Origin of the sequence: Williamsia phyllosphaerae, assembly GCF_014635305.1 — a bacterium.
Lineage (GTDB): Bacteria > Actinomycetota > Actinomycetes > Mycobacteriales > Mycobacteriaceae > Williamsia_A > Williamsia_A phyllosphaerae.
In genome coordinates this window covers 30,869-56,764 of record NZ_BMCS01000001.1, presented here as the reverse complement: position 1 = coordinate 56,764, position 25,896 = coordinate 30,869, and the positions used below count along the sequence as shown (strand labels likewise).

At 67.8% G+C, this 25,896-nt stretch carries 24 protein-coding genes; 17 read left to right on the top strand and 7 right to left on the bottom strand.

The window, feature by feature from the left end; genetic code table 11:
• Nucleotides 1-121: 121 nt before the first annotated feature.
• The 7 genes from IEV93_RS00275 to IEV93_RS00245 are packed head-to-tail and all read left to right on the top strand — an operon-like array spanning nt 122 to nt 8,977.
• Complete coding sequence (locus tag IEV93_RS00275; protein WP_188485825.1) at nt 122-2,338, top strand: acyl-CoA dehydrogenase family protein; 2,217 nt, start codon at nt 122-124, stop codon at nt 2,336-2,338.
• A gap of 57 nt (nt 2,339-2,395) precedes the next feature.
• Complete coding sequence (locus IEV93_RS00270; RefSeq protein WP_188485823.1) at nt 2,396-3,484, top strand: acyl-CoA dehydrogenase family protein; 1,089 nt, start codon at nt 2,396-2,398, stop codon at nt 3,482-3,484.
• Between the two features lie 4 nt (nt 3,485-3,488).
• Nucleotides 3,489-4,655: an acyl-CoA dehydrogenase family protein gene (locus IEV93_RS00265; protein WP_188485821.1), complete on the top strand. Its 1,167-nt coding sequence runs from the start codon at nt 3,489-3,491 to the stop codon at nt 4,653-4,655.
• Nucleotides 4,652-5,716, top strand: coding sequence for a bifunctional MaoC family dehydratase N-terminal/OB-fold nucleic acid binding domain-containing protein (locus tag IEV93_RS00260; RefSeq protein ID WP_308690693.1), 1,065 nt, complete (start codon nt 4,652-4,654; stop codon nt 5,714-5,716). Before IEV93_RS00265 ends, IEV93_RS00260 begins: the two co-directional genes overlap by 4 nt.
• A complete protein-coding gene (locus tag IEV93_RS00255) occupies nt 5,713-6,171 on the top strand; it encodes a MaoC family dehydratase (protein ID WP_188485818.1) in 459 nt (152 codons plus the stop codon). The genes IEV93_RS00260 and IEV93_RS00255 overlap by 4 nt, the downstream gene beginning before the upstream one ends.
• Nucleotides 6,168-7,343, top strand: a complete 1,176-nt coding sequence (locus IEV93_RS00250; protein WP_188485816.1) for a lipid-transfer protein — start codon at nt 6,168-6,170, stop codon at nt 7,341-7,343. Before IEV93_RS00255 ends, IEV93_RS00250 begins: the two co-directional genes overlap by 4 nt.
• The gene (locus IEV93_RS00245; protein WP_188485814.1) at nt 7,340-8,977 is read left to right on the top strand and encodes an AMP-binding protein; all 1,638 of its coding nucleotides are present in this window, start codon (nt 7,340-7,342) and stop codon (nt 8,975-8,977) included. The genes IEV93_RS00250 and IEV93_RS00245 overlap by 4 nt, the downstream gene beginning before the upstream one ends.
• A gap of 10 nt (nt 8,978-8,987) precedes the next feature.
• Here IEV93_RS00245 and IEV93_RS00240 read toward each other — a convergent pair whose 3' ends face one another.
• On the bottom strand, nt 8,988-10,652 hold the full coding sequence (locus IEV93_RS00240) for an MFS transporter (protein ID WP_188485812.1): 1,665 nt from the start codon (nt 10,650-10,652) through the stop codon (nt 8,988-8,990).
• A gap of 174 nt (nt 10,653-10,826) precedes the next feature.
• Between IEV93_RS00240 and IEV93_RS00235 the strand changes: the two genes are divergently transcribed.
• Entirely contained in the window at nt 10,827-10,964 is a 138-nt protein-coding gene (locus tag IEV93_RS00235) for a hypothetical protein (protein WP_188485810.1), read from the top strand.
• A 51-nt stretch (nt 10,965-11,015) separates the two neighbouring features.
• Nucleotides 11,016-11,639: a TetR/AcrR family transcriptional regulator gene (locus IEV93_RS00230; RefSeq protein WP_188490257.1), complete on the top strand. Its 624-nt coding sequence runs from the start codon at nt 11,016-11,018 to the stop codon at nt 11,637-11,639.
• Here the strand turns inward: IEV93_RS00230 and chsH3 are convergent.
• Together chsH3 and kstD are read right to left on the bottom strand one after the other, a co-directional pair.
• Entirely contained in the window at nt 11,636-12,496 is an 861-nt protein-coding gene (gene chsH3, locus IEV93_RS00225; RefSeq protein WP_188485808.1) for an enoyl-CoA hydratase ChsH3, read from the bottom strand. The two genes, IEV93_RS00230 and chsH3, sit on opposite strands and share 4 nt — an antisense overlap.
• On the bottom strand, nt 12,496-14,211 hold the full coding sequence (kstD, locus tag IEV93_RS00220; protein WP_188485805.1) for a 3-oxosteroid 1-dehydrogenase: 1,716 nt from the start codon (nt 14,209-14,211) through the stop codon (nt 12,496-12,498). Before kstD ends, chsH3 begins: the two co-directional genes overlap by 1 nt.
• 188 nt (nt 14,212-14,399) lie before the next feature.
• Here kstD and IEV93_RS00215 point away from each other — a divergent pair, with 188 nt between their 5' ends.
• The 3 genes from IEV93_RS00215 to dmpG are packed head-to-tail and all read left to right on the top strand — an operon-like array spanning nt 14,400 to nt 17,223.
• Complete coding sequence (locus IEV93_RS00215) at nt 14,400-15,188, top strand: 2-keto-4-pentenoate hydratase (RefSeq protein ID WP_188485803.1); 789 nt, start codon at nt 14,400-14,402, stop codon at nt 15,186-15,188.
• A 55-nt stretch (nt 15,189-15,243) separates the two neighbouring features.
• Complete coding sequence (locus IEV93_RS00210; protein WP_188485801.1) at nt 15,244-16,143, top strand: acetaldehyde dehydrogenase (acetylating); 900 nt, start codon at nt 15,244-15,246, stop codon at nt 16,141-16,143.
• Nucleotides 16,144-16,170: 27 nt separating this feature from the next.
• The gene (gene dmpG, locus IEV93_RS00205; RefSeq protein WP_188490256.1) at nt 16,171-17,223 is read left to right on the top strand and encodes a 4-hydroxy-2-oxovalerate aldolase; all 1,053 of its coding nucleotides are present in this window, start codon (nt 16,171-16,173) and stop codon (nt 17,221-17,223) included.
• 75 nt (nt 17,224-17,298) lie between these two features.
• On the opposite strand, the gene IEV93_RS00200 is transcribed toward dmpG, so the two are convergent.
• From IEV93_RS00200 to IEV93_RS00185, 4 genes are all read right to left on the bottom strand, one after another.
• Complete coding sequence (locus IEV93_RS00200; protein WP_188485799.1) at nt 17,299-18,225, bottom strand: type IV toxin-antitoxin system AbiEi family antitoxin domain-containing protein; 927 nt, start codon at nt 18,223-18,225, stop codon at nt 17,299-17,301.
• A 127-nt stretch (nt 18,226-18,352) separates the two neighbouring features.
• The gene (locus tag IEV93_RS00195; protein WP_188485797.1) at nt 18,353-19,153 is read right to left on the bottom strand and encodes a VOC family protein; all 801 of its coding nucleotides are present in this window, start codon (nt 19,151-19,153) and stop codon (nt 18,353-18,355) included.
• An 84-nt stretch (nt 19,154-19,237) separates the two neighbouring features.
• Nucleotides 19,238-19,615 (bottom strand): hypothetical protein, encoded by a 378-nt coding sequence (locus tag IEV93_RS00190; protein ID WP_188485795.1) that lies wholly within the window; start codon nt 19,613-19,615, stop codon nt 19,238-19,240.
• Nucleotides 19,616-19,621: 6 nt separating this feature from the next.
• The gene (locus IEV93_RS00185) at nt 19,622-20,830 is read right to left on the bottom strand and encodes a 3-ketosteroid-9-alpha-monooxygenase, oxygenase component (RefSeq protein ID WP_188485793.1); all 1,209 of its coding nucleotides are present in this window, start codon (nt 20,828-20,830) and stop codon (nt 19,622-19,624) included.
• A 213-nt stretch (nt 20,831-21,043) separates the two neighbouring features.
• On the opposite strand from IEV93_RS00185, the gene hsaA reads away from it, so the two are divergent.
• From hsaA to IEV93_RS00160, 5 genes are all read left to right on the top strand, one after another.
• On the top strand, nt 21,044-22,225 hold the full coding sequence (gene hsaA, locus IEV93_RS00180) for a 3-hydroxy-9,10-secoandrosta-1,3,5(10)-triene-9,17-dione monooxygenase oxygenase subunit (protein WP_188485791.1): 1,182 nt from the start codon (nt 21,044-21,046) through the stop codon (nt 22,223-22,225).
• A gap of 121 nt (nt 22,226-22,346) precedes the next feature.
• A complete protein-coding gene (hsaC, locus tag IEV93_RS00175; RefSeq protein ID WP_188485789.1) occupies nt 22,347-23,273 on the top strand; it encodes an iron-dependent extradiol dioxygenase HsaC in 927 nt (308 codons plus the stop codon).
• 1 nt (nt 23,274) lies between these two features.
• On the top strand, nt 23,275-23,847 hold the full coding sequence (gene hsaB, locus IEV93_RS00170; protein WP_188485788.1) for a 3-hydroxy-9,10-secoandrosta-1,3,5(10)-triene-9,17-dione monooxygenase reductase subunit: 573 nt from the start codon (nt 23,275-23,277) through the stop codon (nt 23,845-23,847).
• On the top strand, nt 23,838-25,058 hold the full coding sequence (locus tag IEV93_RS00165) for a hypothetical protein (protein ID WP_188485786.1): 1,221 nt from the start codon (nt 23,838-23,840) through the stop codon (nt 25,056-25,058). The genes hsaB and IEV93_RS00165 overlap by 10 nt, the downstream gene beginning before the upstream one ends.
• Nucleotides 25,055-25,870: an SDR family oxidoreductase gene (locus IEV93_RS00160; protein ID WP_188485783.1), complete on the top strand. Its 816-nt coding sequence runs from the start codon at nt 25,055-25,057 to the stop codon at nt 25,868-25,870. The genes IEV93_RS00165 and IEV93_RS00160 overlap by 4 nt, the downstream gene beginning before the upstream one ends.
• The last annotated feature ends 26 nt before the right edge of the window (nt 25,871-25,896 follow it).

Here is a 25,896-nt window from a genome sequence, read left to right as displayed (position 1 = left end):
CCGCCTTCGGTCGACGAGTTGACATCCCGAGTACCCGACTACCCGCATCCGTCACCAACAGGCATAATTAGAACAGGTTCTACTTTGCCCGCACGCGGAATTGAGTGAGGTCGCCGGAGTCATGACGATTGCCAGCACGGAAGATCAGACGACGTTCGCCGAGGCCATCGGACGCTGGGCGCAGCACACCGGGGTCGTCGACGTGGTCCGCCGCAGTCTCGACGAGCAGGCCGTCGACGACGAATCCGACGCGCGATCGGCGGTGTGGCCCGGCGTCGCCGAACTCGGCCTGTTCGCGGCGACCGCACCCGACGAGCGCGGCGGCCTCGACCTGGGGTTCGTGGACCTCGCGGTGATGCTCGAACAGTGTGGGCGTGATCTGGTCCCCGGCCCGCTGGTGTCGACGGCGATCGCGACGCATTTCCTGAGCCGGTCGGGGGCCGACGCGGCACAGGAGATGGCAACGGAAATGATGTCCGGCCACCGGGGTTGCGCGCTCGCCCCCGCCGGGCTGGTGTCCGACGCGACGCCGTCTGCGGTCGCACGACATATTGACGGCGGTGGGATCGTCGTCGACGCAGAGCCGCAGACCGTGGTCGGGCACAGCGGAGGCGGACTGCTGCTCCTGGTGATCGACGTCGACGGCTCCCGTCGGTGGGCGGTCGTCGACGCAGCTGCGCCGGGCGTCGAGGTCAAGGCGGCCGACGCGGTCGACGGCACCGCGACCGTGAGCACGGTGTCGCTACGCGGTGTCGGGATGGCCGAGCATCAGATCCTCGACGCAGGCGACGCCCTCGTGTGCGGCGCGCTGGTCGCCGGTCTCGCCGCCCAGGCCTCCGGCGTGGCCCGATGGACACTCGACACCGCGGTCGAGTACGCCAAGGTCCGCGAGCAGTTCGGGTCGCCGATCGGGTCGTTCCAGGCCGTCAAACACATCTGCGCCGAGATGCTGTGCCGCAGCGAGCAGATGAGTGCGGCGGCGTGGGACGTCGCCCACGCGGTGGCCGAACACGCGGCCGCGTCGGACCCCGACGACGTTCAGACAGCGCTGTCGACGGCGGTCGCGGCCGCTGCGGTCGGCGACCTCGCAGTGGCCAACGCGAAGGACTGCATCCAGATCCTCGGCGGCATCGGCTTCACGTTCGACCACGCCGCGCACCTCTACCTCCGATTCGCGCTCTCGCTGCGTGCGCAACTCGGTGGCACCACACCGTGGCGCGCGGCCACGGCCCATGCCGTCCTGGGCGGGACGAGACGCGGCATCGACATCGACCTGTCCGAGGTGGACGACGACCGCGCCGCCGTCCGCGCCACATGCGAGCAGATCGCCGCCGCTGCGGACACGCGGCGCGCGCTCGTCGACGCCGGGTACCTGACCCCCCACTGGCCCGCGCCGTTCGGGCTGGGGGCGGGCGCCGCGCTGCAGTTGCTCATCGACGCCGAACTCGACCGCGCGGGCGTCTCCCGACCCGACCTGGTGATCGGCGCCTGGGCGATCCCGACCATCCTCGAGCACGGGACGGCCGCGCAGCGCGAGCGGTTCGTGGCGCCCACACTCGCCGGTGACGTGTCCTGGTGCCAGCTGTTCTCCGAGCCGGAGGCGGGCTCGGATCTCGCCTCCCTGCGCACCCGGGCCACCCGCGTCGACGGCGGGTGGACCCTGCGCGGGCAGAAGGTGTGGACCTCGGCCGCACAGACCGCGGACTGGGCCATCTGCCTCGCCCGCACCGACACCGACGTCCCGAAACACAAGGGCATCAGCTACTTCCTCGTCGACATGACCAGCGCGGGGATCGACGTCCGGCCGCTGCGCGAGATCACCGGCAACGCCCTGTTCAACGAGGTCTTCCTCGACGACGTCTTCGTACCCGACGACTGCCTCGTGGGGGAGCAGAACGGCGGCTGGCGACTCGCTCGCACGACGCTGGCCAACGAACGCGTGGCCATGGGCGGTTCGGGTCTCGGCGCCGAGATGGAGTCCCTGCTCGGCCAGATCGCCACGTCGGACACCGACCTCGGACCGGTGGACCTCGACGCCCTCGGCGCACTGTGCGTCCAGGCGCAGATCGGCCGCGTGATGGACGCGCAGTCGGTTCTGCGCAGCATGGCCGGCCACGACCCCGGCGCGATCTCGAGCGTCCGCAAGCTGATCGGCGCCCGGCACCGACAGGACGTACCGGAGTTCGCGCTGTCGGTGCTCGGGCCGGCCGGACTCGCCACCTCCGACGCCGCCGATCTGTTCCTGCGCAACCGCTGCCTGACCATCGCCGGCGGTACGACCCAGGTGCTGGCCACGGCGGCCGCAGAACGAATCCTCGGCCTACCGCGCGCACTCTGATCTCTGATACAACTAGAACAGGTTCTAGAAACGGTTTCGACGAGGAGGTGTCCCGGCGTGGATTTCACCCTGGACGGCACGGCCCAGGCGGTCAGCGACGTGGCCACTGACCTGGTCGGACGTCACACCCCGGTGTGGGACGAACAGTTCGACGCACCCGGCGGCCTCGAGGTTCCCCTGTGGTCGGCGATGGTCGAGTCCGGGGTGGTCGCGCTCCCGCTGCCGGAGGACCGTGGCGGCGACACCGTCGGCATCCTGGGACTGCTGCCGTTGCTGACCAAACTCGGCGAGTCGGCGGGCGTCACCCCCGCCATCGGCACCCTGGTCGCCGGACTGGCGATCCGGGAATCGTCGTCTGCGCTCGATCGTCTCGCCGAGACCATCGTCGCCGGAGGCCATGTCGCCATCGCGATCGGTGAACCCGGCGCCGCGCTGACCACCGCACCGCACACCTCGCTGTCCGGCCGTCGGCTCACCGGAACGAAGACCGCGGTCCTGCACGCCGACGGGGCGGCAGCGCTGTTGGTCACCACCGACTCCGGCATCGTGCTCGTCGACGCGGCCGCCGACGGGGTGTCGATCACTCGTACCCCGGCGTCGTCGCGATGGGGTGAGTACACCGTCCGGCTGGAGAACGTCGCCGTCGACGACGCGGCGCTGGTGTCTCGGGACGGTCGGGCGTTGCGGGACCTCTACCGACTCGGGTTGGCCGCGTACGCCGACGGGATCCTCGCCGGTGCGCTGCGCATCACCGCCGACCACGTCAGCAACCGCAATCAGTTCGGCAAGCCCATCGGCACCTTCCAGGCCGTCACCCAGCAGATCGCCGACATCTATGTGGTGGGGCGGTCGATGAACCTGGCGGTGACGTCGGCGGCGTGGCGCCTGGCCGAGGGGCTCGACGCCGACCGCGACCTGTCGATCGCCACCTACTGGCTCGCCGCCGAGATGCCGTCGACCCTGCGCACCATGACGCACCTGCACGGCGGTGTCGGTGTGGACATCACCTATCCGTTGCACCGCTACTACTCGATCATCAAGGACCTCGCCCGCATCGTCGGTGGGGCCACCGCCCGTCTCGACGAGCTTGCGGAGTCGTCCATGTTCGCCGACGAGTTGGCGGACTCGACCGGCCAGGAGTACTAGATCGATGTTCATCGACCTCACCCCCGAACAGAAGTCCCTCAAAGCCGAGCTGCGCGAATACTTCTCGACGCTGATCTCGCCCGAGGACCAGGCGGCGATGCTGACCGAGCGACACGGTCCGACGTACCGCAAGGTGATCCGCCAGATGGGCAGCGACGGCTGGCTCGGCGTCGGATGGCCGGCGGAGTACGGCGGCAAGGGATTCGGCGACATCGAGCAGCAGATCTTCGTCAACGAGGCGGCGCGCGCCGACGTCCCGCTGCCCGCGGTGACCCTGCAGACCGTCGGCCCCACCCTGCAGGTGCACGGCACCGACGAGCAGAAGCAGAAGTTCCTCCCGGCGATCCTGGCGGGCGAGGTGCACTTCGCGATCGGCTACAGCGAGCCCGAGGCGGGCACCGACCTCGCGTCGCTGAAGACCTCCGCGGTCCGGCACGGTGACGAGTACATCGTCAACGGGCAGAAGCTGTGGACCACAGGCGGTCACGACGCCGACTACGTGTGGCTCGCGTGCCGGACCGACAAGGACGCCCCGAAGCACAAGGGCATCTCGATGCTCATCGTCGACACCAGCGATCCCGGCTACAGCTGGACCCCGATCATCACCGCCGACCGCGCCCACCATGTCAACGCGACCTACTACAACGACGTCCGCGTCCCGGTCGGCATGCTGGTCGGCGAGGAGAACCTCGGCTGGCGGTTGCTGACCACCCAGCTGAACCACGAGCGCGTCATGCTCGGTCCCGCGGGACGGATGGACGGACTGCTGGCCCGCATCACCGCGTGGGCGCAGAAACCGGCGGCCGACGGCACGGTGCCCGCGAAGAATCCGGACGTGCGCAGGGCGCTCGCCGAGATCGCGGCCTACACCCGCATCAACGAACTGCTGAACTGGCAGGTGTCCTCGTCGGGCAACGAGTCCATCTCCATGGCCGACGCCGCGGCCACCAAGGTGTTCGCCACCGAACGGGTGCAGCGCATCTCCCGACTCATCGACGAGATCATCGGCCGCTTCGGCGATCTCGCCGATCCGGAGACCGCCGAGCTCATCCGCTGGTTCGACGCGCAGGCCAAACGCAACGTGGTGATCACCTTCGGTGGCGGCGTCAACGAGGTCATGCGGGACATGATCGCGACCTCGGGCCTCGGTCTCCCGCGCGCGCCGCGATGAGCGTGGATCAGACCGTGGCGAGCACGGCCGACCGGATCCGCACTTCGACCGACGCGGTGCGTGCCGGTGGCGCCAGCGCTCCGGTGCCCGGACGTGATCCGATCAACGGCCCTATGATCGCCAACTGGACGGAGGCGATCGGCGACGGGAACCCGATCTACCGCGACGACGACGCGGCGCGGGCCGCCGGCTGGGACGGCGTCGTCGCCCCGCCCGCGATGGCGCAGGTGTGGACCATGCGCGGCCTACACGGGGCGCGGTCCGACGACGACCCGCTGGGCGCGGTCTCGCAGATCTTCGACGACGCCGGGTACACCTCGGTCGTCGCCACCAACTGCGACTCGACCTATCACCGCTACACCCGCCCGGGGGAGCACGTCGCCATCTCGTCGGAACTGCTCGACGTGGTCGGCCCGAAGACCACCGGGCTCGGCGAGGGATGGTTCTTCACCACCCGCAACGTCTGGACCGTCGGCGACGAGGTCGTCGCCGAGATGAACTTCCGCATCCTCAAGTTCCGGCCACCCACCGCATCGAACGAGTCGGCGGCAGCCCCCGGCGTCACATCGTCGCTGGCCGCCCCCACGGACGACCTCGACGCCGGCGCGATGATGCGGCCCACTGCATCTCGCGACACCGCGTTCTTCTGGGCCGGGGTGGCCGATCACGAACTACGCATCCAACGCCGCCCCGACGGAACCCTGGTCCACCCGCCGGTTCCCGCGCTGTGGAAGCACCATTCCGAGACCACCGACTACCAGGTCGCCGCCGGGACGGGCACCGTCTACAGCTTCGTGGTGCACCACGCCCCGCGCGTGCCCGGCCGGACCCTGCCGTTCGTCATCGCCCTGGTCGAACTCGACGAGGGCGCCCGCATGCTCGGCCAACTCCGTGGGGTCGACCCCGCCGAGGTGTCCATCGGGATGCCGGTCGTCGTCGAGTTCCTCGATTTCCCAGCAGAATCCAACGCAGCCGATCCCGACGCCACCGTCCCCGGACCCGGTGATCCGTGGACCCTGTACGCCTGGCAACCCGCCGGATCGAAAGGCGCGACGACATGACCGCCCCCGTGGCCCCGCCCCGCACGCCACCCCGCGTGGCCGTCGACGACACCCTGCCGCCCCTGGTGATCGAGGCAACGCCGACGTTCATCGTCTCGACCGCCCTGGCCACCCGCGACTTCCAGGACGTCCACCACGACCGAGACCTCGCGCAGAGCAAGGGATCCGAGGACATCTTCGTCAACATCCTCACCGACACCGGGTTGGTCGGGCGCTACGTCACGGACTGGGCCGGACAGCGGGCCCAGATCCGTTCGATCACGCTGCGCCTCGGCGTCCCCTGGTACGCCTACGACACGCTCACGTTCGCCGGGACGGTCAGCGCCGTCGACGACGGGGTCGCGACGGTCGACGTGGTCGGCACGAACGCACTGGGCAAGCACGTCACCTCGCAGGTGAGCGTCGTCCTGGACCACACCGAGACACCGGACCACACCGCTCAGGGCAACGCATGAGTACCTCGTTGTCCGGCGCCGCCGCGATCGTCGGGATCGGTGCCACCGATTTCTCGAAGAACTCCGGCCGCAGTGAGCTGCGCCTGGCCGCCGAGGCGGTCGGGGCGGCGATCGCCGACGCGGGACTCGACCCGTCCGAGGTCGACGGCCTGGTCTCGTTCACGATGGACACCAACACCGAGATCGCCGTCGCCCGTGCCGCGGGAATCGGTGACCTGACGTACTTCTCGCGCATCCACTACGGCGGTGGGGCGGCGTGCTCGACGGTGCAGCAGGCGGCGATGGCCGTCGCCACCGGTGTCGCCGACGTCGTGGTCGCCTACCGTGCCTTCAACGAGCGGTCCGGTATGCGCTTCGGTCAGGTCAACGCCGGTCTCGCCGCCCAGGACAACTCGTCGGGCACCGACAACGCGTTCAGCTATCCGCACGGGTTGTCCACGCCGGCTGCGTTCGTGGCCATGGTCGCCCAGCGGTACATGCACGAATACGGCGCGACAAGTGCCGATTTCGGTGCCGTGGCGGTGGTCGATCGCAAACACGCCGCGGTCAATCCCAACGCCTTCTTCTACGACAAGCCCATCACCATCGACGACCACCAGAACTCGCGCTACATCGCCGAGCCCCTGCACCTGCTCGACTGTTGTCAGGAATCCGATGGTGGTGTGGCGCTGGTGATCGTCTCCGCCGAGCGGGCGAAGGACATGCCGCACGTCCCGGCGATCATCGCGGGTGCGGCGTCGGGCAGCGGCAACGACCAATACATCATGACCAGCTACTACCGCGACGACCTGGGCGGCCTGCCGGAGATGGGTCTCGTCGGACGGCAGCTGTGGGAGCAGTCCGGACTCGGTCCCACCGACATGGACGCGGCCATCCTCTACGACCACTTCACGCCCTACACACTGATGCAGCTCGAGGAACTCGGGTTCTGCGGCCGTGGTGAGGCCAAGGATTTCGTCCGACGCCCCGGCGTCCTCGAGGTCGGTGGCGAGCTGCCGCTCAACACCCACGGTGGACAGCTCGGCGAGGCCTACATCCACGGGATGAACGGGATCGCCGAGGCCGTGCGGCAACTCCGGGGCGACTCGGTCAATCAGGTCGACGGTGCGCAACGCGTCGTCGTCACGGCCGGGACCGGAGTTCCCACGAGCGGATTGGTGCTGACCCGATGACCGAGACGACCTCCACCGACTTCAATCTCGGCGACATCTTCGAGACCATCGCCGATGCCGTGCCCGATCGGATCGCGATCGGCTACGAGGGCGTCGATGTCAGTTACCACGACCTCGACGAGCGGTCCAATGCTTTCGGGCATCTGTTGCGCGACCATGGGATCGGTGCCGGCGACCACGTCGCGCTGTACCTCAAGAACAGTCTCGAGCACGTCTACGCGATGGTCGCGCTGCTCAAGATCGGTGCGACCGCGATCAACGTCAACTATCGCTACACCGCAACCGAACTCGCCTACATCCTGGAGAACTCCGACGCGGTCGCGGTCCTCGTGGAGCTCGACGAGCACCAGCGCACGCTGTCGACCGTGCTGCCGCAGACCGCGGTGCACACCGTGCTGGTGATCGGCGACATCACGCCGGAACTCGCTGCCGCAGCCGACGATCGGGTCTCGGTCGGGGTCGTCGACCTCACCGGGCACAGCACCGCGCGCGACTTCCCGCCCCGATCCGGCGACCAGCACTACATCCTCTACACCGGGGGCACCACCGGCTATCCGAAGGGCGTGGTGTGGCGCCACGACGACTTCTTCCACAAGCCGCTGTCCGGGGGCAACCCCTACGGCCCCGAACCGCTCGCCGACCACGCCGCGATCGCGAACAACGCGAGTACATTCGCCCCGATCTCGTTCCTGCTGGCCGCGCCGCTGATGCACGGCGCCGCGATCTACTCGCTGTTCATGTTCTTCATCAATGGCGGCCGGTTGGTGCTGCAGCGCGACTTCGTCCCGGCGGCCGTGCTCGACTCGATCGAGCACCACGGGGTGCAGATCGTGCTCATCGTCGGTGACGGGATGGGTGCGCCGCTCGTGGAGGAGATGGAGCGCAGAGAAGCGCTGGGGACCCTCGACGTCAGCGGGTTGCTGTCGGTGACCAACGGCGGCGCCATCTGGTCGACGGCGGTGCGCGACCGGATGCGGGCGGTCAAACCCGATCTGTGGATGCGCGACAACTTCGGTGCGTCGGAGACCGGCAACGACGGCGAGCTGATCATGGGCGCGGACGGCCTGCTGCGGTCCACCTCGAACCCGGCACTGACCGTTCTCGACGAGGCCCTCGAGCCGATCGAACCGGGATCGGAGGAAATCGGCTTCATCGCCCGCGTCGGCCGCGTCCCCGTCGGCTATCACAAGGATCCCGAGAAGTCGGCCCGTACGTTCGTGACGTTGCCCGACGGGCGTCGCGCGGCGATCCTCGGCGACATGGGCCGACTCGACGCCGACGGCGGCGTCGTGTTCCTGGGCCGCGGTTCGGGGTGCATCAACACCGGCGGCGAGAAGGTGTTCGCCGAGGAGGTCGAGGCGGCTGTGCAGGCACATCCGGCCGTGCACGACGTCCTCGTCGTCGGCGTGCCGGACCCGCGATTCGGCCAGAAGGTCGCCGCTGTGGTCTCGGTGGTCGAGGGGGCCGACGCGCCGACCCTCGACGAGATCCAGACGACCTGCCGCGAACGGATCGCCGGCTACAAGGTGCCGCGCACGATCACCGTGGTGGAACAGATCCATCGATCCCCGGCAGGCAAGGCCGACTACAAGTGGGCCTCGGCGACCGCTGTCGAGGCCGTGGCGACCGTCTAGACCGCGTGGGTCAACCCACCGGGTCGGACTCCCGGTCCGATGGTGCCGCCACCACCGTCGTCCCGGTCGCCTTCTCGTCCAGTCGATTCGGGGCCCAGAACGCCAACACCACCGAACCGGCGATCACGAGCGCACCCAGCACGATGTAGGCCTGGCTCGAGGGATGCAGGAACGCCTGTTGCGCGCCGTCGAGAACGGTCCGGGCGAGGTCGCCGGGGACGTTCTGCTCGAGCTGTTCGGAGACCGCCTTCGCCTCGGCCAGCGACCGTCCGATGTTCTCGGCGACGACGTCACCCTGCGCGGCGACCATCTCGCCGCGGGCCTGTTGTCCACCGGAGATCAGCTGATCACCCATGGTCTGGAACTGTTCACGCGCGCGGTCGGCGGTCGCGCCGATACGCGCGGTGTAGCCCGCGGCGACGATGCTGCCCGCCAGGGCCATGCCGATCGCGGCGCCGAGTTCGCGGGCGGTGTCGTTGACGGCGGAGCCGACGCCCTGGTTCTCGACCGGGGTCGACACCATGATGGCTGTGGTCGCGGGGGCGGTCGCGACGCCCAGACCGAAGGCCATGACCGACAACAGGATCGCGATGACCCAGTACTCGGTGTAGGTCAACGCGCCCAACAGCACGATCCCGATCCCGAACACGAACATGCCCGGCGCCAGCACGGCGCGGAAGTTGAACCGCACCGCCAGCCAATTTCCCAGCAGGGACATCACCATCACGACGATCACCAGCGGGAACATCGCCACGGCCGATTGCAGTGGTGAATACCCGAGCACCAGCTGTAGACGCTGCAGGATCAGGAAGAACGTGCCGAAGGATCCCAGGAACTGCAGCGCGATCGCGAATGCGCCCGAACCGAAGGCGCGTCGACGGAACAGGCGGACATCGAGCAGCGGGTGGTCGCGGGCCAGCTCCAGATGGATGAATGCGCCCACGAGTGCCAACCCGCCGATGAGGGCGATCAGGACGAGTGGGTCGTCCCAACCGCGGACCGGGCCCTCGATGAGCCCGAACACGAAGGCGGCGATCGCCACCGCCGAGGTGACGGAGCCGCGGATGTCGAAGCGTGGTGGGTTCTCGTCGCGCGAGGTGTCGACGGTGAGGGCCATGACCACGATGACCGCGGACGCCGCGGCGAAGGTGATGAAGATCGAATGCCAGCTGAAGAACTCCAACAGGATTCCGGTGACGAAGAACCCGCCGATGGCTCCGGCGCCTGCGACACCGGCCCAGATGCTCACCGCGAGTGGTCTCTTGGATTCGGGGACACCCGAGGTGATCAGCGAGAGGGTGGCGGGCATGACCAGCGCGGCACCGGCACCGGCCAGGCAGCGGGACGCGATGATCAGGTTCGGGTCGTCGAGGAACACCGGCAGCAGGGACGCGACGCCGAACACGACCATGCCGCCGATCAACATCCCGCGTCGACCGAACCGGTCGCCGAGCGCGCCCGCGGGCAGCAGTAGTGCCGCCAGGGTGAGCGTGTAGCCGTCGACCAGCCAGGTGATCTGTCCGGCGTCGGCCTCGATGTCCGGGGCGATCTCGGCCAACGCCGTGTTGAGTGCGGCCATGGCCGCGACGACCGCGCTCAGTGCGCCGCAGGCGACGGCGATGAGCCAGACGGCACGAATCGTGAGGCGGTCGGGGCCGGGCTTCACCGTGGTCATCGCTCGCACCCTCTCGTGATCGGGTGGCTGCTCGACACACCCGTGTTGCGCAATCGTGACGCCGACGCGCGGAGTGGCTGCCCGATCTCAACTGTTACTTCTGTCACTCTGGTCCTAGCAGTCACAGATCGCTCGAAGGGCCCGGGTCGACGTCGCCCCGGTGTGAAAGGAACCGTGACCATGTCTCTCCGTACTCATACCGGCCGACCGCATTCCGGTGCGTCCATCCGATTCTGGCGCGTCGTGGCGATGGTGGCACCGCTCGTGTTGCTGGTCCTCGGGATGCTGCTGGTCGTCGGCTCGATGGGCTGACGATTTTTTGAGACTAACAGTCTCGTAAGCGGTAGGTTGCGTTTCGTGACCATGGATGACCGGGTGCGCCGCACTGATCCCCGTCCGGCGCAATCGCGCGCCAAGGTGGTGGCCGCCGCGGCAGATCTGCTCCGCGCCGCCGGGCCGTCCGCCGTCACCGTGGAGTCCGTGATCGGGGCCGCCGAGGTGTCGCGCGCGACGTTCTATCGTCATTTCGCCTCGACGACAGAGGTGGTCGCGGCCGCGTTCGGTGTCGTGGTCCCGGCCGCCCCGGCACCGCCGCCCATGGGTTCGGTACGTGACCGGCTGACGGCCCTGGCCCTGTCGCAGGCCCGACTGTTCGCGGAGGTGCCCGCCTCGACGACGTTTCTGGCGTGGCTCTCGCTCGGCGCCGGGCTGGACGAGACGTACGGTGCGCGTGGCGAGGACCCGGACCGTGTCGAGCAACGGACGTTGCGCGAACGGGTCGCCGATCAGTACCTGTGGCCGTTCGACGAGGTGCTCTCGAGTGCGGACGCGGTCGAACTGCTCGGACAGGTTGATCGGATCACCGCGATGGCCTTGATCATCGGACCGCTGGCGATGGGACGGCTCAGCACACTGCCGACCTTCGACTACGAGGCCATCGCGCGGGCTGCGGTCGACGGCTTCCTGGCGACGCACAGCCGGGACTAGCGCCGGGTCAGGACCACGTTGCCCAGTACCGGAGCATCGTCGCGCTCGACCGCGGTCGCGGTCGCCACCAGGTCGGTGCCGGTGTCCCACACCGAGATCCGGAACGTCTCGCCCGGGAAGAACACGCCGGCGAACTTCGCGCCGAACCCGGCCACGGCGTCGGCGTCGCCGCCGAGGAGCTCGTCGGTGATCGCCCGGCAGACCGTCCCGTAGCTGCACAGTCCGTGCAGGATCGGCGCGGGGAAACCGGCGGCGGAGGCGAAGGCCGGATCGGAGTGCAGCGGGTTGCGATCGCCGCAGAGACGGTAGAGCAGAGCCTGGTTCGGTCGCGTCGCCACGGTCAGGACGGAGTCCGGGTCGCGGTCCGGGTACTCGACGCGCTCCGACGTGCCGCGATCACCACCGAAGCCGCCCTCGCCCTTGGCGAAGATGGACGACCGGGTGGTCCACAGGAGTTCACCGTCGGAGTCGAACGTCTGCGTCTCGGTGATGACGACGGCCGCCGATCCTTTGTCCTGCACCTCGGCGATCCGCGAGTGGGTCGTGCCCTTGCCGCTCGCCGGGATCGGACGGTGGGTCGTGACCTGCTGGCTCCCGTGCACGACCTTCGCGAGGTCGATCTCGATACCGGGGAAGGAAACCGTCGGAGCCTCGGTCGCCTCGAAGCTCCCGGCCACGGTCGCGAACGTGGGCAACACCTTCGGGGAGATGTCGTGGATGTAGCGCAGGCCCTCGACGTCGAGCGGATCCGCCGCGGCGCCGACACCGAGGTTGTACAGCGCCACGTTCGATGCCGACCACTCGAACGAGGACTCGCCGAGATCGGCCCCGACCGCGACCGAAGGATCGATCGGCATCAGCCGGCCCGCCGATCGGACCCGGCCGACACGGTGTCGTTCGCGGCGATGTCCATGGCGGCGAGATAGCCGAACACCATCGCCGGTCCGATGGTCGCGCCCGGTCCCGCGTAGGTGTGGCCCATCACCGGGCTGCTCGTGTTGCCGGCGGCGTAGAGACCCTCGATGATCGAACCGTCCTCGCGCAGAGCGCGTCCGGCGACGTCGGTGTTGATGCCGCCCTTGGTGCCGAGGTCGCCGGGGAACATCTTGACCGCGTAATACGGCGCCTTGGTCAGTTCGCCGAGGCTGGGGTTGGGCTTGTTGGTGATGTCCCCGTAGTAGTGGTCGTACTTGCTCACACCGCGACCGAAGTCCTCGTCGGAACCGTTGCGCGCGAACCCGTTGAAGCGTTCGGCGGTGGCCGCGAGTGCATCGGCGGGCACCTCCATCTTCGCGGCGAGGCTCTCCAGCGATTCGGCCTTGAGCACGGCGCCGGTCTTGAACCATTTGCCGGGCAACGGCTGTCGGCCCGAGACGGAGGCGAACATGTAGCGGTCTCGATAGGTCTGGTCGAAGACCAACCACGCCGGGATGTTCTCGCCGGGGCCCTCGCCCTGACCGAACTCCCCACCGAACATCTGGTGCACTGCCTCGACGTAGGGCAGCGACTCGTTCATGAACCGCTCGCCGCGGGTGTTGACCATGAACGAGCACGGCAGCGAGCGCTCGGCGAGGGCGAACCACGGGCCGCGCGGCAGCATGATCGTCGGACCCCACCACGAGTCCTCCATGAAGCTCACCGCGGCGCCGATCTTGATGCCCGCGTTGATGCCGTCGCCGGTGTTGCTCGGCGCACCGGTCGTCCACTCGGTCCCGATCGGCTCGCGCTGGTACTTCTTGCGCATCTCCTCGTTGTGCTCGAAACCGCCGCACGCCAGGATCACGCCCTTGCGGGCGCGGATGGTCTTCGTGGTCCCGTCGACGTCGACGGTCACCCCGACCACGCGTCCGTTCTCGGTCACCAGGTCGGTCAGGCCCGTGTTCAGCAGCAGCGGCACACCGAGTTTGCGCACCCCGAGCAGCAGTTCGCCCATCAGCGCGGCGCCCATCCCGATCAGATGCTTGCGCGTCACGCGGCCCCAGATCATCCGCAGGCCCACCTGCATGATCTTCAGCGGTCCGCGCCAATGGCGCAGCCCGGTCGACAGCCAGCGGTAGTCGGACTGCTTGACCACGACGCCGAGCGGGGCCTTGGTGTACTGCGGGTGCAGGGTTGCGAAGTCGGCGCCGAGCTTGCGGGCATCGAACGGTTTCGGCTCGCACGAGCGTCCGCCGACCCGTCCACCCGGGGCCTCGGGGTAGTAGTCGGAGTAGTTCTTCACCCACTCCAACTCCAGCGGCGCGTGCTCGGAGAGGAAGTCGAGCACCTTCGGGCCGTTGTCGATGTAGGCGTCGATCCGCTCGGGGGCGACCACGTCGCCGACGATCGACCGCACATAGGTGCGCGCGGCCTCGGGATCGTCCTTGACGCCGTCGCGCTCGAGGACGGAGTTGTTCGGGATCCACACACCGCCGCCGGAACGAGACGTCGAGCCACCCCAGTACGCCGACTTCTCGATGATGACGGTCTTGAGGCCCTGCGACGCAGCGGTGATCGCGGCGCTCATACCCGCACCGCCCGCGCCGACGATGATGACGTCGTACTCGTCCTCGAGATGGTCTGTCGTGGTCATGTGAGGCCCCTTCACGGACGCGGTGGTCCGGTGGTCGCGGCGCCGAAGAACGTCGGTGCCTGTTCCCGCCAATCTAGAACACGTTATAGAATTGGTCTGTCGCCAGGCTATACCAGGTCCAGGCATGCTCACCAGGACCGCTGGTGGGCGAGAACGGCAACACGTTCACTAACGAGAGGTGTCGAGAAATGACAGTCTCCCCGGAGGTCCGGGAACAGCTGGCCCGTGCCCTGGCCGACGCCGAGTCGGGAGCGAGCGCGATCGATCCGCTGACCGCCGCCCATCCCGAGCTCGACGTCGTCGACGCCTACGAGATCCAACTCGTCAACATCCGACGACGCCTCGATGGCGGCGCCGTCGTCGCCGGTCACAAGGTGGGTCTCGCGTCGGAGGCGATGCAGAAGATGATGGGCGTCGACGAGCCGGACTACGGGCACCTCCTCGACACCATGCAGTACCACGAGCACACGCCCATCGACGCGAGTCGCTTCTGTTTTCCCCGGGTCGAGGTCGAGGTCGGTTTCATCCTCGGCAAGGACCTCCCCGGCGCCGGCTGCACCAACGACGACGTCATCGACGCGGTCGAGTGGGTGGTCCCGTCGATCGAACTCATCGACAGTCGGATCCGCGACTGGAAGATCACCCTCTGCGACACCATCGCCGACAACGCGTCGTCGTGCGGGTGGATCCTCGGTGAGCAGCGCGTGACGATCTCCGACATCGACACCGGCGACATCGATGCGCGGTTGCACCGCAACGGTGAGGTCATCGCCGAGGGCAACTCGTCGGCGGTGTTGGGCCATCCGCTCAACGCGGTGTCCTGGCTCGCGCGCAAGGTGGAGAGCTTCGGGGTGCGTCTGCGGGCGGGCGACGTGATCCTGCCCGGCACCGCGACCCGGGCCATCGACATCTCCTCCGGCGACCACTTCGTCGCCGAGTTCGCGAAGCTCGGCAGCGTCACCCTGGACTTCGTGTGACGCCGAGAACCGACCTGTCCAACCATCACGAGCCGTTCGAGTTGAGGAGTCATCAGTGAGCGCCAAGGTCACCGCCGCGATCATCGGATCGGGCAACATCGGGACCGACCTGATGTACAAGCTGGAGCGGTCGGAGTACATCGCGCCTCGCTGGATGGTCGGCATCGACGCCGATTCGGAGGGCATGAAGCGAGCCGCCGACCACGGGCTGATCACCATGTCCGGGGGTGCCGAGGAGCTCCTGAACTCCTCGGAGCGCCCGGATTTCATCTTCGAGGCGACCTCGGCGTACGTCCATCGTGAGTACGCCCCGCGGTATGAGGCGGCGGGGATCACCGCCATCGACCTGACCCCGGCCGCGGTCGGGCCCGCGGTGGTACCGCCGGCGAATCTGCGTGAACATCTCGATGCCCCGAACACGAACATGATCACCTGCGGCGGCCAGGCCACCATCCCGATGGTGCACGCGGTGTCGTCGGTGGTGCCGGTGAGCTACGCCGAGATCGTCGCCTCGGTGGCATCGGTGTCGGCCGGGCCCGGAACCCGCGCCAACATCGACGAGTTCACCAAGACCACCTCGCGGGGCATCGAGACGATCGGCGGTGCGACCCGCGGTAAGGCGATCATCATCCTCAACCCGGCCGATCCGCCGATGATCATGCGCGACACCATCTTCTGCGCCATCCCCGAGGATGCCGACACCGACGCCATCGCGGAGTCGATCCACAAACGGGAGAGGGAGATCCAAGCGTATGTGCCGGGGTACCGCCTGCTGCAGGATCCGCAGTTCGATCCGCCGAGTGTCATCAACGGCGGTCTGGCGCGGGTGTCGATCTTCGTCGAGGTCGAAGGCGCGGGCGACTTCCTGCCGCCCTATGCGGGCAACCTCGACATCATGACCGCCGCGGCCACCAAGGTCGGCGAAGAGCTGGCCAAGCAGAAACTGGGAGTGTGAATCGTGTTCGCAGACAGAGCTGATCTGATGGCCGGTGCGCGGAAATACAGCGACACCCTCGACATCCGCATCACCGATTCGTCGTTGCGCGACGGCAGCCACCACAAGCGACACCAGTTCACCACCGACGACGTCCGCAACATCGTCGGCGCGCTCGACGGTGCCGGTGTGCCGGTCATCGAGGTCACCCACGGTGACGGTCTCGGCGGGTCGTCGTTCAACTACGGCTTCTCCAAAACCCCCGAACAGGAACTCATCCGGGCTGCGGTCGAGACGGCGACGTCGGCGAAGATCGCCTTCCTGATGCTGCCCGGCCTCGGCGTCAAGGACGACATCCGGGCCGCGCAGGACAACGGTGCCTCGATCTGTCGGATCGCCACCCACTGCACCGAGGCCGACGTCTCGATCCAACACTTCGGGCTGGCCCGCGAGCTCGGCCTGGAGACCGTCGGGTTCCTGATGATGTCGCACAGTCAGCCGCCGGAGGTGCTCGCGAAACAGGCCCGCATCCAGGCCGACGCCGGATGTCAGTGCGTCTACGTCGTCGACTCGGCCGGCGCGCTGGTGCTCGAGCAGGTGTCGGATCGGGTGGCGGCGTTGGTCGCCGAACTCGGCGACGACGCCCAGGTGGGATTCCACGGTCACGAGAACCTCGACATCGCCGTCGCCAACTCGATCGCCGCCGTTCGTGCGGGTGCGCAGCAGATCGATGGGTCGGTGCGGCGTTTCGGTGCCGGTGCGGGTAACACGCCGGTCGAGGCGTTCGTCGGGGTCTGCGACAAGCTCGGGATCGCCACCGGCGTCGACTTCATGAAGATCGCCGACGCCGCGCAGGACGTGGTGCGCCCGGTGATGCCGTCGGAGTGCCTGGTCGATCGTCCGTCGATGATGATGGGCTACGCGGGCTGCTACAGCTCGTTTCTCAAGCACGCAGAGGGTCACGCCGAGAAGTACGGGGTGTCGGCCGCCGACATCCTCCTCGAGGCCGGAGCCCGAAAGCTGGTGGGCGGCCAGGAAGACCAGCTCATCGACATCGCCCTCGAGTTGCTTAAAAAGCAGAACGCCAACGCCGGAGTCTGACCCTCGCGCGCAAACGCGCGCCCTCCGTTCAACCGCGCGCCGAGGTTGACGCGCGTGTGAACGGTAGCGGCGCGTTCATGCAGCCGTGAGCCCCAGCCGCGCCAGCCACTCGCGGATCATGGGCACGACGCGCCCGTCCTGAAGGTCCTTCCACGTCCACCGGATCACCATGACGCCGGTGCGACGCAATGCGTCCTCGCGCTGTTTCTCGCGACGCATTGCGTCGAATGGTGTCTCTCCGGGGCGAAGGTGCTTCTGATACTTGGTCATCCCGTCGAATTCGCCGACCAACAGCCCGCTCCAGTCGAAGTCGGTACGGGCGATCTCGTTTCCCTGCACGTCCCGGAATTGGTGCTGAAGTCGCGGCGACGACAACCCGGCCTCGATCATCTGAGCCCGGCTCCACGATTCGCCGGGGTTCTCGGCTTTGCCGTCTGCGTATCGCAGTGCTCGCCGTGCTCGGCCGACGCCGCGACGGGTGGTCTGCACCATCTCCTGCATCTCGGCTCGATCCGCACCCAGTCGTAGGGCTGAGTCGAAAACGGCCAACGCTCCCGCGAACCCCATCGTCGTCGTGCACGCGACGTCGACCGCGGTGCGTTCGAGCGTGGTGATGACGATCCCGTCGACTATGGAGATCTCATCGTCGGCCAGGACGCCGACGTGCTCGTGGCGGGTGGTGGTGCGGTGAGCGCCCGCCGGCGACCCCGTCGTCAGGTGGACTCGGCGCAGGCTCGGCTGCAGCATCTCGAGGCCGTGCACCGTGGCGGCCGACTGATGACTGACGACAACGCTGCCGCCCGCCAGTTCGCTCGTGGCGATGGCGGCCAACCGGTGAATCTGCTCGGGTGTTCGATCGCCGGGCGGGGCGAACGCTCCGCGCGCGACACGCACGATGTCGCCCCGCGTCACGGCACGCGTGATCTCGGTGTCGGTGAATCCCGCGTCAAGGGCGGTCGAACGGTAGATGAGTCCGTGTCGGTCGGTGGGGTAGCCGGTCACGCTGCTCAGACGGGGCCGCCGCGCTGCTGGTTCCCACGATCGCGAACGCGCGCCGCCCGTTCACCCGCGCGCCGAGGTGGGCGCGCGTGCGAACGGACGGCGCGCGTTGACGCCCGAAGTCGACGAATTACATCCCGGCGGGCGGGTGGCCGAGGTTGAACACGGCGCCGTAGGGGTCCTTGAGCGACGCGAGGGTTCCGTACGGGGTCTCGTCAGCGGGCATCAGCACCGATCCGCCCAACGACGTCACCTTCTCCACCGTCGCAGCGACATCGTCGACGGTGACGTACATCTGCCAGAACGACGGCGCCTCGGGCGGCAGCATGGTCGACGCGTTCATGATCCCGGAGTAGCTGAGGTCGCCGTTGAACACCTGGGAGTAGAAGTCGGGTCCCTGGGCGTTGGCGTCGCCACCGCTCCCGACCTCCTCGAGTCGTGCACCGGTGACCGGCGGGTAGAACGCCAGCGACGCCGCGTAGTCCTTGCTCAGGCAGTCGAACCAGTACGGCGCACCGTGTACACCCCACTCGGCGAAACCGGTGTGCGCGTTCGGTTGCCAGAAGCCGATCGCCGCGCCTGCGGTGTCGGCGACGACGAGCATCGTGCCCTCGTCCCCGACGGCCATCGGCGGCACGATGGCGGTGCCGCCGGCTTCGCCTGCTGCTGCCGCCGTGGCCTCCGCGTCGGCGGTGTGCAGATAGACCGACCAGATGTCCGCCGGTGCGCCCGCCCCCTCCATGAACGGGCTCAGCCCCGCGACGCGGTGGCCGTGGAGCATGAAGTTCTGATAACCGCCGAACTCCTCACGCGGTGGTCCCTCGACCTCCCACCCGAAGATCGAACGGTAGAACTCGGCGGCGCCGGCCGGGTCGCTGCTCATCAGATCCATCCAGATGGGTGCGCCCAGCGGGGCGGAGTAGTCGGTCATCGCTGTGGTCCTCTCGCGCGGTGTCAGGTCACTGTGTCTGACCCGGGCGCCCGGCGAAAGTAATCGCGAGGAATCGACCCGGCCTCAGAAATATCCGTCGGGGTCGGTGTCCGGGCTGTGCGGCGGGATGATCCCCTCGCTGACGCCGTGGTCGATGCTGGCCGACAGCCGCGAGCACGTCGGCGTCATCGCCGGGTTCCCGCCCTGCTCACGAACGCGCGTCAGCTCGTTGCACTGCTCGCGGGCATCGGCGTTCCACTGCACGCTGGTCTGGAACTCGCTGGTCTTCTTCACCAGCACACACGCGTGGCAGGCGCGGCATTCGATCTCGCGCATGCCGCCCCGCAGGTAGTGCGTCCGGTCGCGCTCGGTGGCCGAGCGGACGGAGCGCAGTCGCTGGGGGTCATCACCGAAGTCCGGCGCCTTCGCCCAGCCCTTCGGTTTGTCGACGGCGCTGGTCATCGGCGGTCAGACCTTCGCGGCGTCGTTGGTGGCCTTGAGCTTCGCGGTCTCCTCGGCGATCGCGGAGTCCGTGTCCTCACCCTCGGCCTTGCGCCGCAGGTTCTCCTCCATCTCGACACCCCAGTTCTCCAGCGCCTTCTCGGTATCGATCTCGTACTCGTAGCGACCGGTCATCTCCTCGGTCACGTCGGCGACATCGACATAGAACTGCTCGTACCAGCGGCGCAGCTGGTATACCGGACCGTCCTCTTCGACGAGGAGCGGATTGTCGATGCGGCTCTTGTGCTTCCAGATCTCGACGTCCTGCAGAAAACCGACCTCGACGCCCTCGGAGATCTTGCGGGCCATGCCCTGGGCCTGCTTCTCCGACAGTCCCTCGGGCTTCTTGGCCATCACGCCGAACATCAACACGAACGAGTTGTTGTCGATGGGGTAGTGGCAGTTCGTCAGGATCGTCTCGATCGCGTAGCCGCCGTAGGTCTGGTGCATCGGGTTGAGCATGTACGCCGGGCCGTAGTACGCGGCGATCGATTTGAGGTAGCTGTCGCCGTAGGCCGACGTCATCTCGATGTCGGGCCGGCCACGCGAGTTCATGTACTGCGCGGCGGTCTCACCCTCGAAGACGTTCTTGAAGAAGTCCGGCAGGGCGTAGTGGATGTAGAAGAAGTGCGCCATGTCGACGACGTTGTCGATGATCTCGCGGCAGTTGGAGCCCTCGATGACGATGCGGTTCCAGGTCCAGTCGGTCCACTCGTCGGTGCCCCATTCCTCGACGACGGGGATCACCACGTCCTCGGGCGGGGGGTTGCCCTCGGGGTCGTTGTAGACGAAGAGCTGCCCGCTGCGGATCATCGTCGGCCACGAGCGGGTCTTGGCCAGCTTCGGTGCGCGCTTGGCGTAGGGCACGCCCGCGCATCGACCGTTGCCCTTCCACCGCCAGTCGTGGAACGGGCACGCGATGTTCCCGTCCTTGACGCTGCCCTTCGACAGGTCGCCACCCATGTGCCGGCAGTACGCGTCGAGGATGTTCACGTCGCCGGTCTCGGCGTTCGCCCACACCACCAACTTGGTGCCAAAGGCGTCGATCGCGTGGGGTTTGCCGTCGCGGTACTCGTCGGCCAGGCCGATGCAGTGCCAGCCGCGCGCGAAACGGGTGGGCGGGGTCCCGGTGTCGATTTCCCGGACTGCTACGCCGTCGTCGTGCTTGTCTGACATCTGATGACCTCCTGGAGATCGAGCGATCCGGGCCGGGATCCTGGATGCGTGCGTACTAGAACACGTTACAGAAATGGGGGTTCCCACGCCAGCCGTAGGGCGGTTTTGCGGCGTTTGTCATCGGTAAACGTGCTGGCCTCGACATAAATGAGAACGTGTTCTAGTCTTGATCCGAACACGTTCCACCAGAGCGACGAATTGGGAGTTACGCACATGTCACAGCGCAGTGAGGTCGGCACCGAGGTCCTCGACAGGATCAGCGCCCTGCTCCCCGAACTGGAGAAGCGCGCGCAGGAGTGCGAGGACCAGCGTCGCATCCCGGTCGAGACCATCGCGAGCCTCGACGAGGTCGGCTTCTTCAAGCTGGTGCAGCCCGCCCAGTGGGGTGGCTACGAGGTCGACCCGGTGACCTACTACGAGGCCGTGCGCCGCATCGCGAGCGCCTGCGGATCCACCGGATGGGTCTCCTCGATCCTCGGTATCCACAACTGGCACCTCGCCCTGTACCCGCAGCAGGCCCAGGAAGAGGTCTGGGGCAAGGACCCCAGCACGCGCATCGGATCGTCCTACGCCCCGATGGGCATGGGTGAGGTCGTCGACGGTGGATACAAGGTCAACGGTGAGTGGCACTGGTCGTCGGGCTGCGACCACGCCGACTGGACGTTCGTCGGTGGCCCGGTGTTCAAGAACGGCAAGCCCGTCGACTTCGTCAGCTACCTGCTGCCGCGCAGCGATTACGAGATCCGCGACGTGTGGCACGTCTCCGGACTCAAGGGCACCGGCTCGAACACGCTGGTGATCAAGGACGCGTTCGTCCCGTCGCACCGCATGCTCAGCTTCCGCGCCATGGCCACCGGCACGTCGCCGGGCCTCGAGGTCAACACCGCCCCCGTCTACAAGATGCCCTGGGGCACCATCCATCCCACCGTCATCTCGACACCGGTCGTCGGCATGGGCTACGGCGCCTACGCCGCCCACGTCGAGGCGCAGGGCAAGCGCGTCCGCGCCGCCTACGCCGGCGAGAAGGCCAAGGACGACCCGTTCGGCAAGGTGCGTATCGCCGAGGCGGCCAGCGACATCGACGCCGCGTGGCGACAGCTCTCGGGCAACGTCCAGGACGAGTACGACCTCATCCTGGCCGGCAAGGAGGTCCCGATGGAACTCCGCCTGCGTGCCCGTCGCGATCAGGTGCGTGCGTCGTCGCGGTCGATCTCCGCGATCGACCGTCTCTTCGAGGCCGCGGGCGCCCGTGCGCTCGACAGCGATCAACCGCTGCAGCGTTTCTGGCGCGACGCGCACGCCGGTCGCGTGCACGCCGCCAACGACGCCGAGCGGGCCTACCAGGCCTTCGCCAACGGCGAGTTCGGCATCCCGATCGGTGACACGATGGTCTGACCCGCTCCGCGGCTGAAGGGCAACTGCTCTGAGGTCGCTGCGCGGTCAGACGGACACGATGGTCTGAGTGCTCTTCCGAGCATTCCGGCCCGCAGAACAGCTACGAAAGGACCCCGGCGAGATGGCTTCGGTCGCAACCGATTCCGCACCGATCAGATCCCTCGGATACATGCGTATCGAGGCCACCGACATGGCGGCCTGGCGGGAATACGGTCTGAAGGTGCTCGGCATGGTCGAGGGCAAGGGCGTCACCGAGGGTGCGCTCTACCTCCGCATGGACGACTTCCCCGCGCGTCTGGTCATCGTGCCCAGCGACCGCGACCACCTCGCGTCGTCGGGGTGGGAGTGCTCCGACGCCGCTGCGCTGCAGCAGGTCCGCGACCGTTTGTCCGACGCCGGCGTCATCTTCCGTGAGGCGAAGGACGAGGAGCTGGTGGATCGGCAGGTCGTCGAGATGATCGTGTTCTCCGACCCCACCGGCAACGTACTCGAGGCGTTCCACGGTGTGGCCCTGCAACACCGGCGCGTGGTCAGCCCGTACGGACACAAGTTCGTCACCGGCGAGCAGGGGCTCGGACACGTCGTGCTGACCACCGACGACGACGAGGCGTCGCTGAACTTCTACCGCGATGTCCTCGGGTTCCGTCTGCGCGACTCGATGCGCCTTCCGCCGCAGGTGGTCGGCCGCGAGGAGGGTGACGACCCCCCGTGGTTGCGCTTCTTCGGCTGCAACCCGCGCCATCACAGTCTGGCGTTCCTGCCCATCCCGAACGACACCGGCATCGTGCATCTGATGGTGGAGGTCGAGAACTACGACGACGTGGGTCTCGCGCACGATCGGGCGCTGCGCAAGAAGGTGCCGATGTCGGCGACGCTGGGCCGGCACGTCAACGACCTCATGCTGTCGTTCTACATGAAGACCCCCGGTGGCTTCGACATCGAATTCGGTTGTGAGGGACGCACCGTCGCCGACGAGGAGTGGGTGGCGCGGGAGAGCACCGCGGTCAGCCTCTGGGGTCACGATTTCACCATCGGCTTCAAGAACTGACATGGCCTACGTCTCGAGTGGGACGACGGATTTCGACTCGCGCCAGTTCCGAACGGCCATGGGCCAGTTCTGCACCGGCGTCACGGTCATCACGACCATCGACGCCGACGGCGCGCCGGCGGGGTTCGCCTGCCAGTCGTTCGCGGCACTGTCGCTCGATCCGCCCCTGGTCCTGTTCTGCCCCCAGAAGACCTCGCGCAGTTGGAAGATCATCGAGGCCGCGGGCAACTTCTGCGTCAACATCCTCTCCAACCATCAGCAGGACGTGAGCGCGACCTTCGGCGCCCCCGGCACCGACAAGTTCGCCTCGATCGAGTGGGATCCCTCGCCCGCGGGTCTCCCGGTCATCCGACGGTCCATCACCTGGGCCGAGTGCACCGTCGAGCGTGTCGAGGACGGCGGTGACCACCTGATCGCCATCGGACGCGTCACGACGCTCGGGGAGATGCTGCAGGACAAGCCATTGCTGTTCTACCGCGGCGGGTACCTGTCCACCGAGCATCCGCGGGTCACACCGGCCCAGGCCGAACTCGACGACTTCCTCACCTGGACCGGAGGCGACACATGGCTGTGAGCAGTGAGCTCTCCGACAGTCGGACGCCCATCCCGGTCACCGACATCACCGCCCCACTGACCGCGGCGATCGCCGAGGCCGAGCGCCTGATCGCCTCGGCCGAGTTCATCCGCTCCGACACCGACCTCGCCGAGGGGTACAGCTACCTCGGCCAGAGCGTGCACGCCGTGATGCAACTCGCGTGGGCCCGCGCCAGGACCCACCCTTTCTTCGCGACGTCGACCGGCCCGTACACGAAGATGGGTCTCGACAACCCCGACACCCTCTACTACAGCGCCGACATCGAGGCGGGTGCCGAGTACCTGGTCACCGGGGTGCGGGGCAGCACAACCGATCTCAGCTTCCAGGTGATCACCGGCGATTACAACCCCGACAAGGTGCCCGGCGGGGACGACGCGTTCGACGACCGGCGCCTCGACATCGACGCCGACGGATCGTTCCGGTTGCGCTTCGGCCCACCCCGCGACGACGCCGGCCCGAACTACTTCGTCCTCGCCGAGGGCGCCACCACCCTCGCCGTGCGCGAGGTGTTCAGCGACTGGACCGCCGAACGCAAGGGCTCGATCACCATCGAGCGCACCGACACCGTCGGGACGCCGGCCGACGAACCGGATCTCGACGTGCTGACCAAGCGCTACCGCGTCGCGGGCAAGATGCTGCTCTCGCGCATCAACACGTGGTTCAACTTCCCGAAGTGGTTCTATCTCGACAAGCCGGTGAACACCTTCACCGAACCCCGGCTCACCCCCGGTGGACTGTCGACGCAGTATTCCTCGGTCGGCCACTTCGACCTCAGCGACGACCAGGCCATGATCATCACCGTCCCGAGATCAACTGCGCCGTACCAGGGATTCCAACTCGGCAGCATGTGGTACATCTCGCTGGACTACGTGCACCACCAGACGAGTCTGAACACCGCGCAGGCGCAGGTCGATCCGGACGGACTCATCCGGATGGTGGTCTCCCGACGAGACCCGCACGTCGCCAACTGGATCGAGACAACCGGTCGCACCCACGGCATCATGCAGTTCCGATGGCAACGCGTCTCCGCGCCCGTCGGGCCGCAGGACGGCCCCACCGCCGTGGTCGTCGGGTTCGACGAGGTTGCACAGCACCTCCCGCACCTCGACCACAATCGGATCGACGACGCGGGATGGCGGGATCGGATCGCGACGCGGCAGCGGGCATTCGCGCAGAGGATGCTCGGATGACCGCCCAGGTGAGTTCGGCCGCAGGGACCTCGGGACCACTACTGGCCGACAAGGTAGTCGTGGTCGGTGGGGTCGGGCCCGGACTGGGCCGATCGATCTGCCTGCAGGCCGCGGCCGCCGGTGCCTCGGTGGTCCTCGCGGCGCGCACCGAGGAGCGGCTGCGTGCGGTGGCCGACGAGATCACCGCGGCCGGTGGGAACGCGATCGTCGTCCCCACCGACATCACCGCCGACGCCGACGTCGACCGACTCGTGGACGCGGCGCTGACGGCCTACGGTCGGGTCGACGCCCTGGTCAACAACGCGTTCGCGCTGCCGTCGATGAAGCCGTTGGCGCGCACCGACTTCGGCCACATCAGCTCCAGTCTCGACCTCACCATCCTCGGTGGCCTGCGCATGACGAAGGCCTTCACCGAGGCGTTGGCCGCCACGGACGGCTCGATCGTGATGATCAACTCGATGGTGGTCCGGCACTCCGAACCGCGATACGGCAGCTACAAGCTCGCCAAGGCGGCCCTGCTGGCCATGTCGGAGTCGCTGGCCACCGAACTCGGTGACCAGGGCATCCGCGTCAACAGCATTCTGCCGGGCTACATCTGGGACGACCAGCTCAAGTGGTACTTCGGTGAGGTCGCGAAGAAGTACGGCATCAGCGCGGACGACGTGTACGCGCAGACCGCGGCGAAGTCCGACCTCAAGCGCTTGCCCGAACCCGATGAGATCGCCCGCGCCGTGGTGTTCCTCGCGTCCCCGTGGGCCAGCGCCATCACGGGTCAGACCCTCGACGTCAACTGCGGTGAGTACCACAACTGACCGACCCGGTCACCGGACAAGGAGTT

What these genes read in the sequence shown, in the direction of transcription:
- IEV93_RS00275 (WP_188485825.1), top strand. Translation starts at nt 122, where the DNA reads ATGACGATTGCCAGCACGGAAGATCAGACGACGTTCGCCGAGGCCATC.
- IEV93_RS00265 (WP_188485821.1), top strand. Translation starts at nt 3,489, where the DNA reads ATGTTCATCGACCTCACCCCCGAACAGAAGTCCCTCAAAGCCGAGCTG.
- IEV93_RS00260 (WP_308690693.1), top strand. Translation starts at nt 4,652, where the DNA reads ATGAGCGTGGATCAGACCGTGGCGAGCACGGCCGACCGGATCCGCACT.
- IEV93_RS00255 (WP_188485818.1), top strand. Translation starts at nt 5,713, where the DNA reads ATGACCGCCCCCGTGGCCCCGCCCCGCACGCCACCCCGCGTGGCCGTC.
- IEV93_RS00250 (WP_188485816.1), top strand. Translation starts at nt 6,168, where the DNA reads ATGAGTACCTCGTTGTCCGGCGCCGCCGCGATCGTCGGGATCGGTGCC.
- IEV93_RS00245 (WP_188485814.1), top strand. Translation starts at nt 7,340, where the DNA reads ATGACCGAGACGACCTCCACCGACTTCAATCTCGGCGACATCTTCGAG.
- IEV93_RS00240 (WP_188485812.1), bottom strand. Translation starts at nt 10,652, where the DNA reads ATGACCACGGTGAAGCCCGGCCCCGACCGCCTCACGATTCGTGCCGTC.
- IEV93_RS00230 (WP_188490257.1), top strand. Translation starts at nt 11,016, where the DNA reads ATGGATGACCGGGTGCGCCGCACTGATCCCCGTCCGGCGCAATCGCGC.
- chsH3 (WP_188485808.1), bottom strand. Translation starts at nt 12,496, where the DNA reads ATGCCGATCGATCCTTCGGTCGCGGTCGGGGCCGATCTCGGCGAGTCC.
- kstD (WP_188485805.1), bottom strand. Translation starts at nt 14,211, where the DNA reads ATGACCACGACAGACCATCTCGAGGACGAGTACGACGTCATCATCGTC.
- IEV93_RS00215 (WP_188485803.1), top strand. Translation starts at nt 14,400, where the DNA reads ATGACAGTCTCCCCGGAGGTCCGGGAACAGCTGGCCCGTGCCCTGGCC.
- dmpG (WP_188490256.1), top strand. Translation starts at nt 16,171, where the DNA reads ATGGCCGGTGCGCGGAAATACAGCGACACCCTCGACATCCGCATCACC.
- IEV93_RS00195 (WP_188485797.1), bottom strand. Translation starts at nt 19,153, where the DNA reads ATGACCGACTACTCCGCCCCGCTGGGCGCACCCATCTGGATGGATCTG.
- IEV93_RS00190 (WP_188485795.1), bottom strand. Translation starts at nt 19,615, where the DNA reads ATGACCAGCGCCGTCGACAAACCGAAGGGCTGGGCGAAGGCGCCGGAC.
- IEV93_RS00185 (WP_188485793.1), bottom strand. Translation starts at nt 20,830, where the DNA reads ATGTCAGACAAGCACGACGACGGCGTAGCAGTCCGGGAAATCGACACC.
- hsaA (WP_188485791.1), top strand. Translation starts at nt 21,044, where the DNA reads ATGTCACAGCGCAGTGAGGTCGGCACCGAGGTCCTCGACAGGATCAGC.
- hsaC (WP_188485789.1), top strand. Translation starts at nt 22,347, where the DNA reads ATGGCTTCGGTCGCAACCGATTCCGCACCGATCAGATCCCTCGGATAC.
- hsaB (WP_188485788.1), top strand. Translation starts at nt 23,275, where the DNA reads ATGGCCTACGTCTCGAGTGGGACGACGGATTTCGACTCGCGCCAGTTC.
- IEV93_RS00165 (WP_188485786.1), top strand. Translation starts at nt 23,838, where the DNA reads ATGGCTGTGAGCAGTGAGCTCTCCGACAGTCGGACGCCCATCCCGGTC.
- IEV93_RS00160 (WP_188485783.1), top strand. Translation starts at nt 25,055, where the DNA reads ATGACCGCCCAGGTGAGTTCGGCCGCAGGGACCTCGGGACCACTACTG.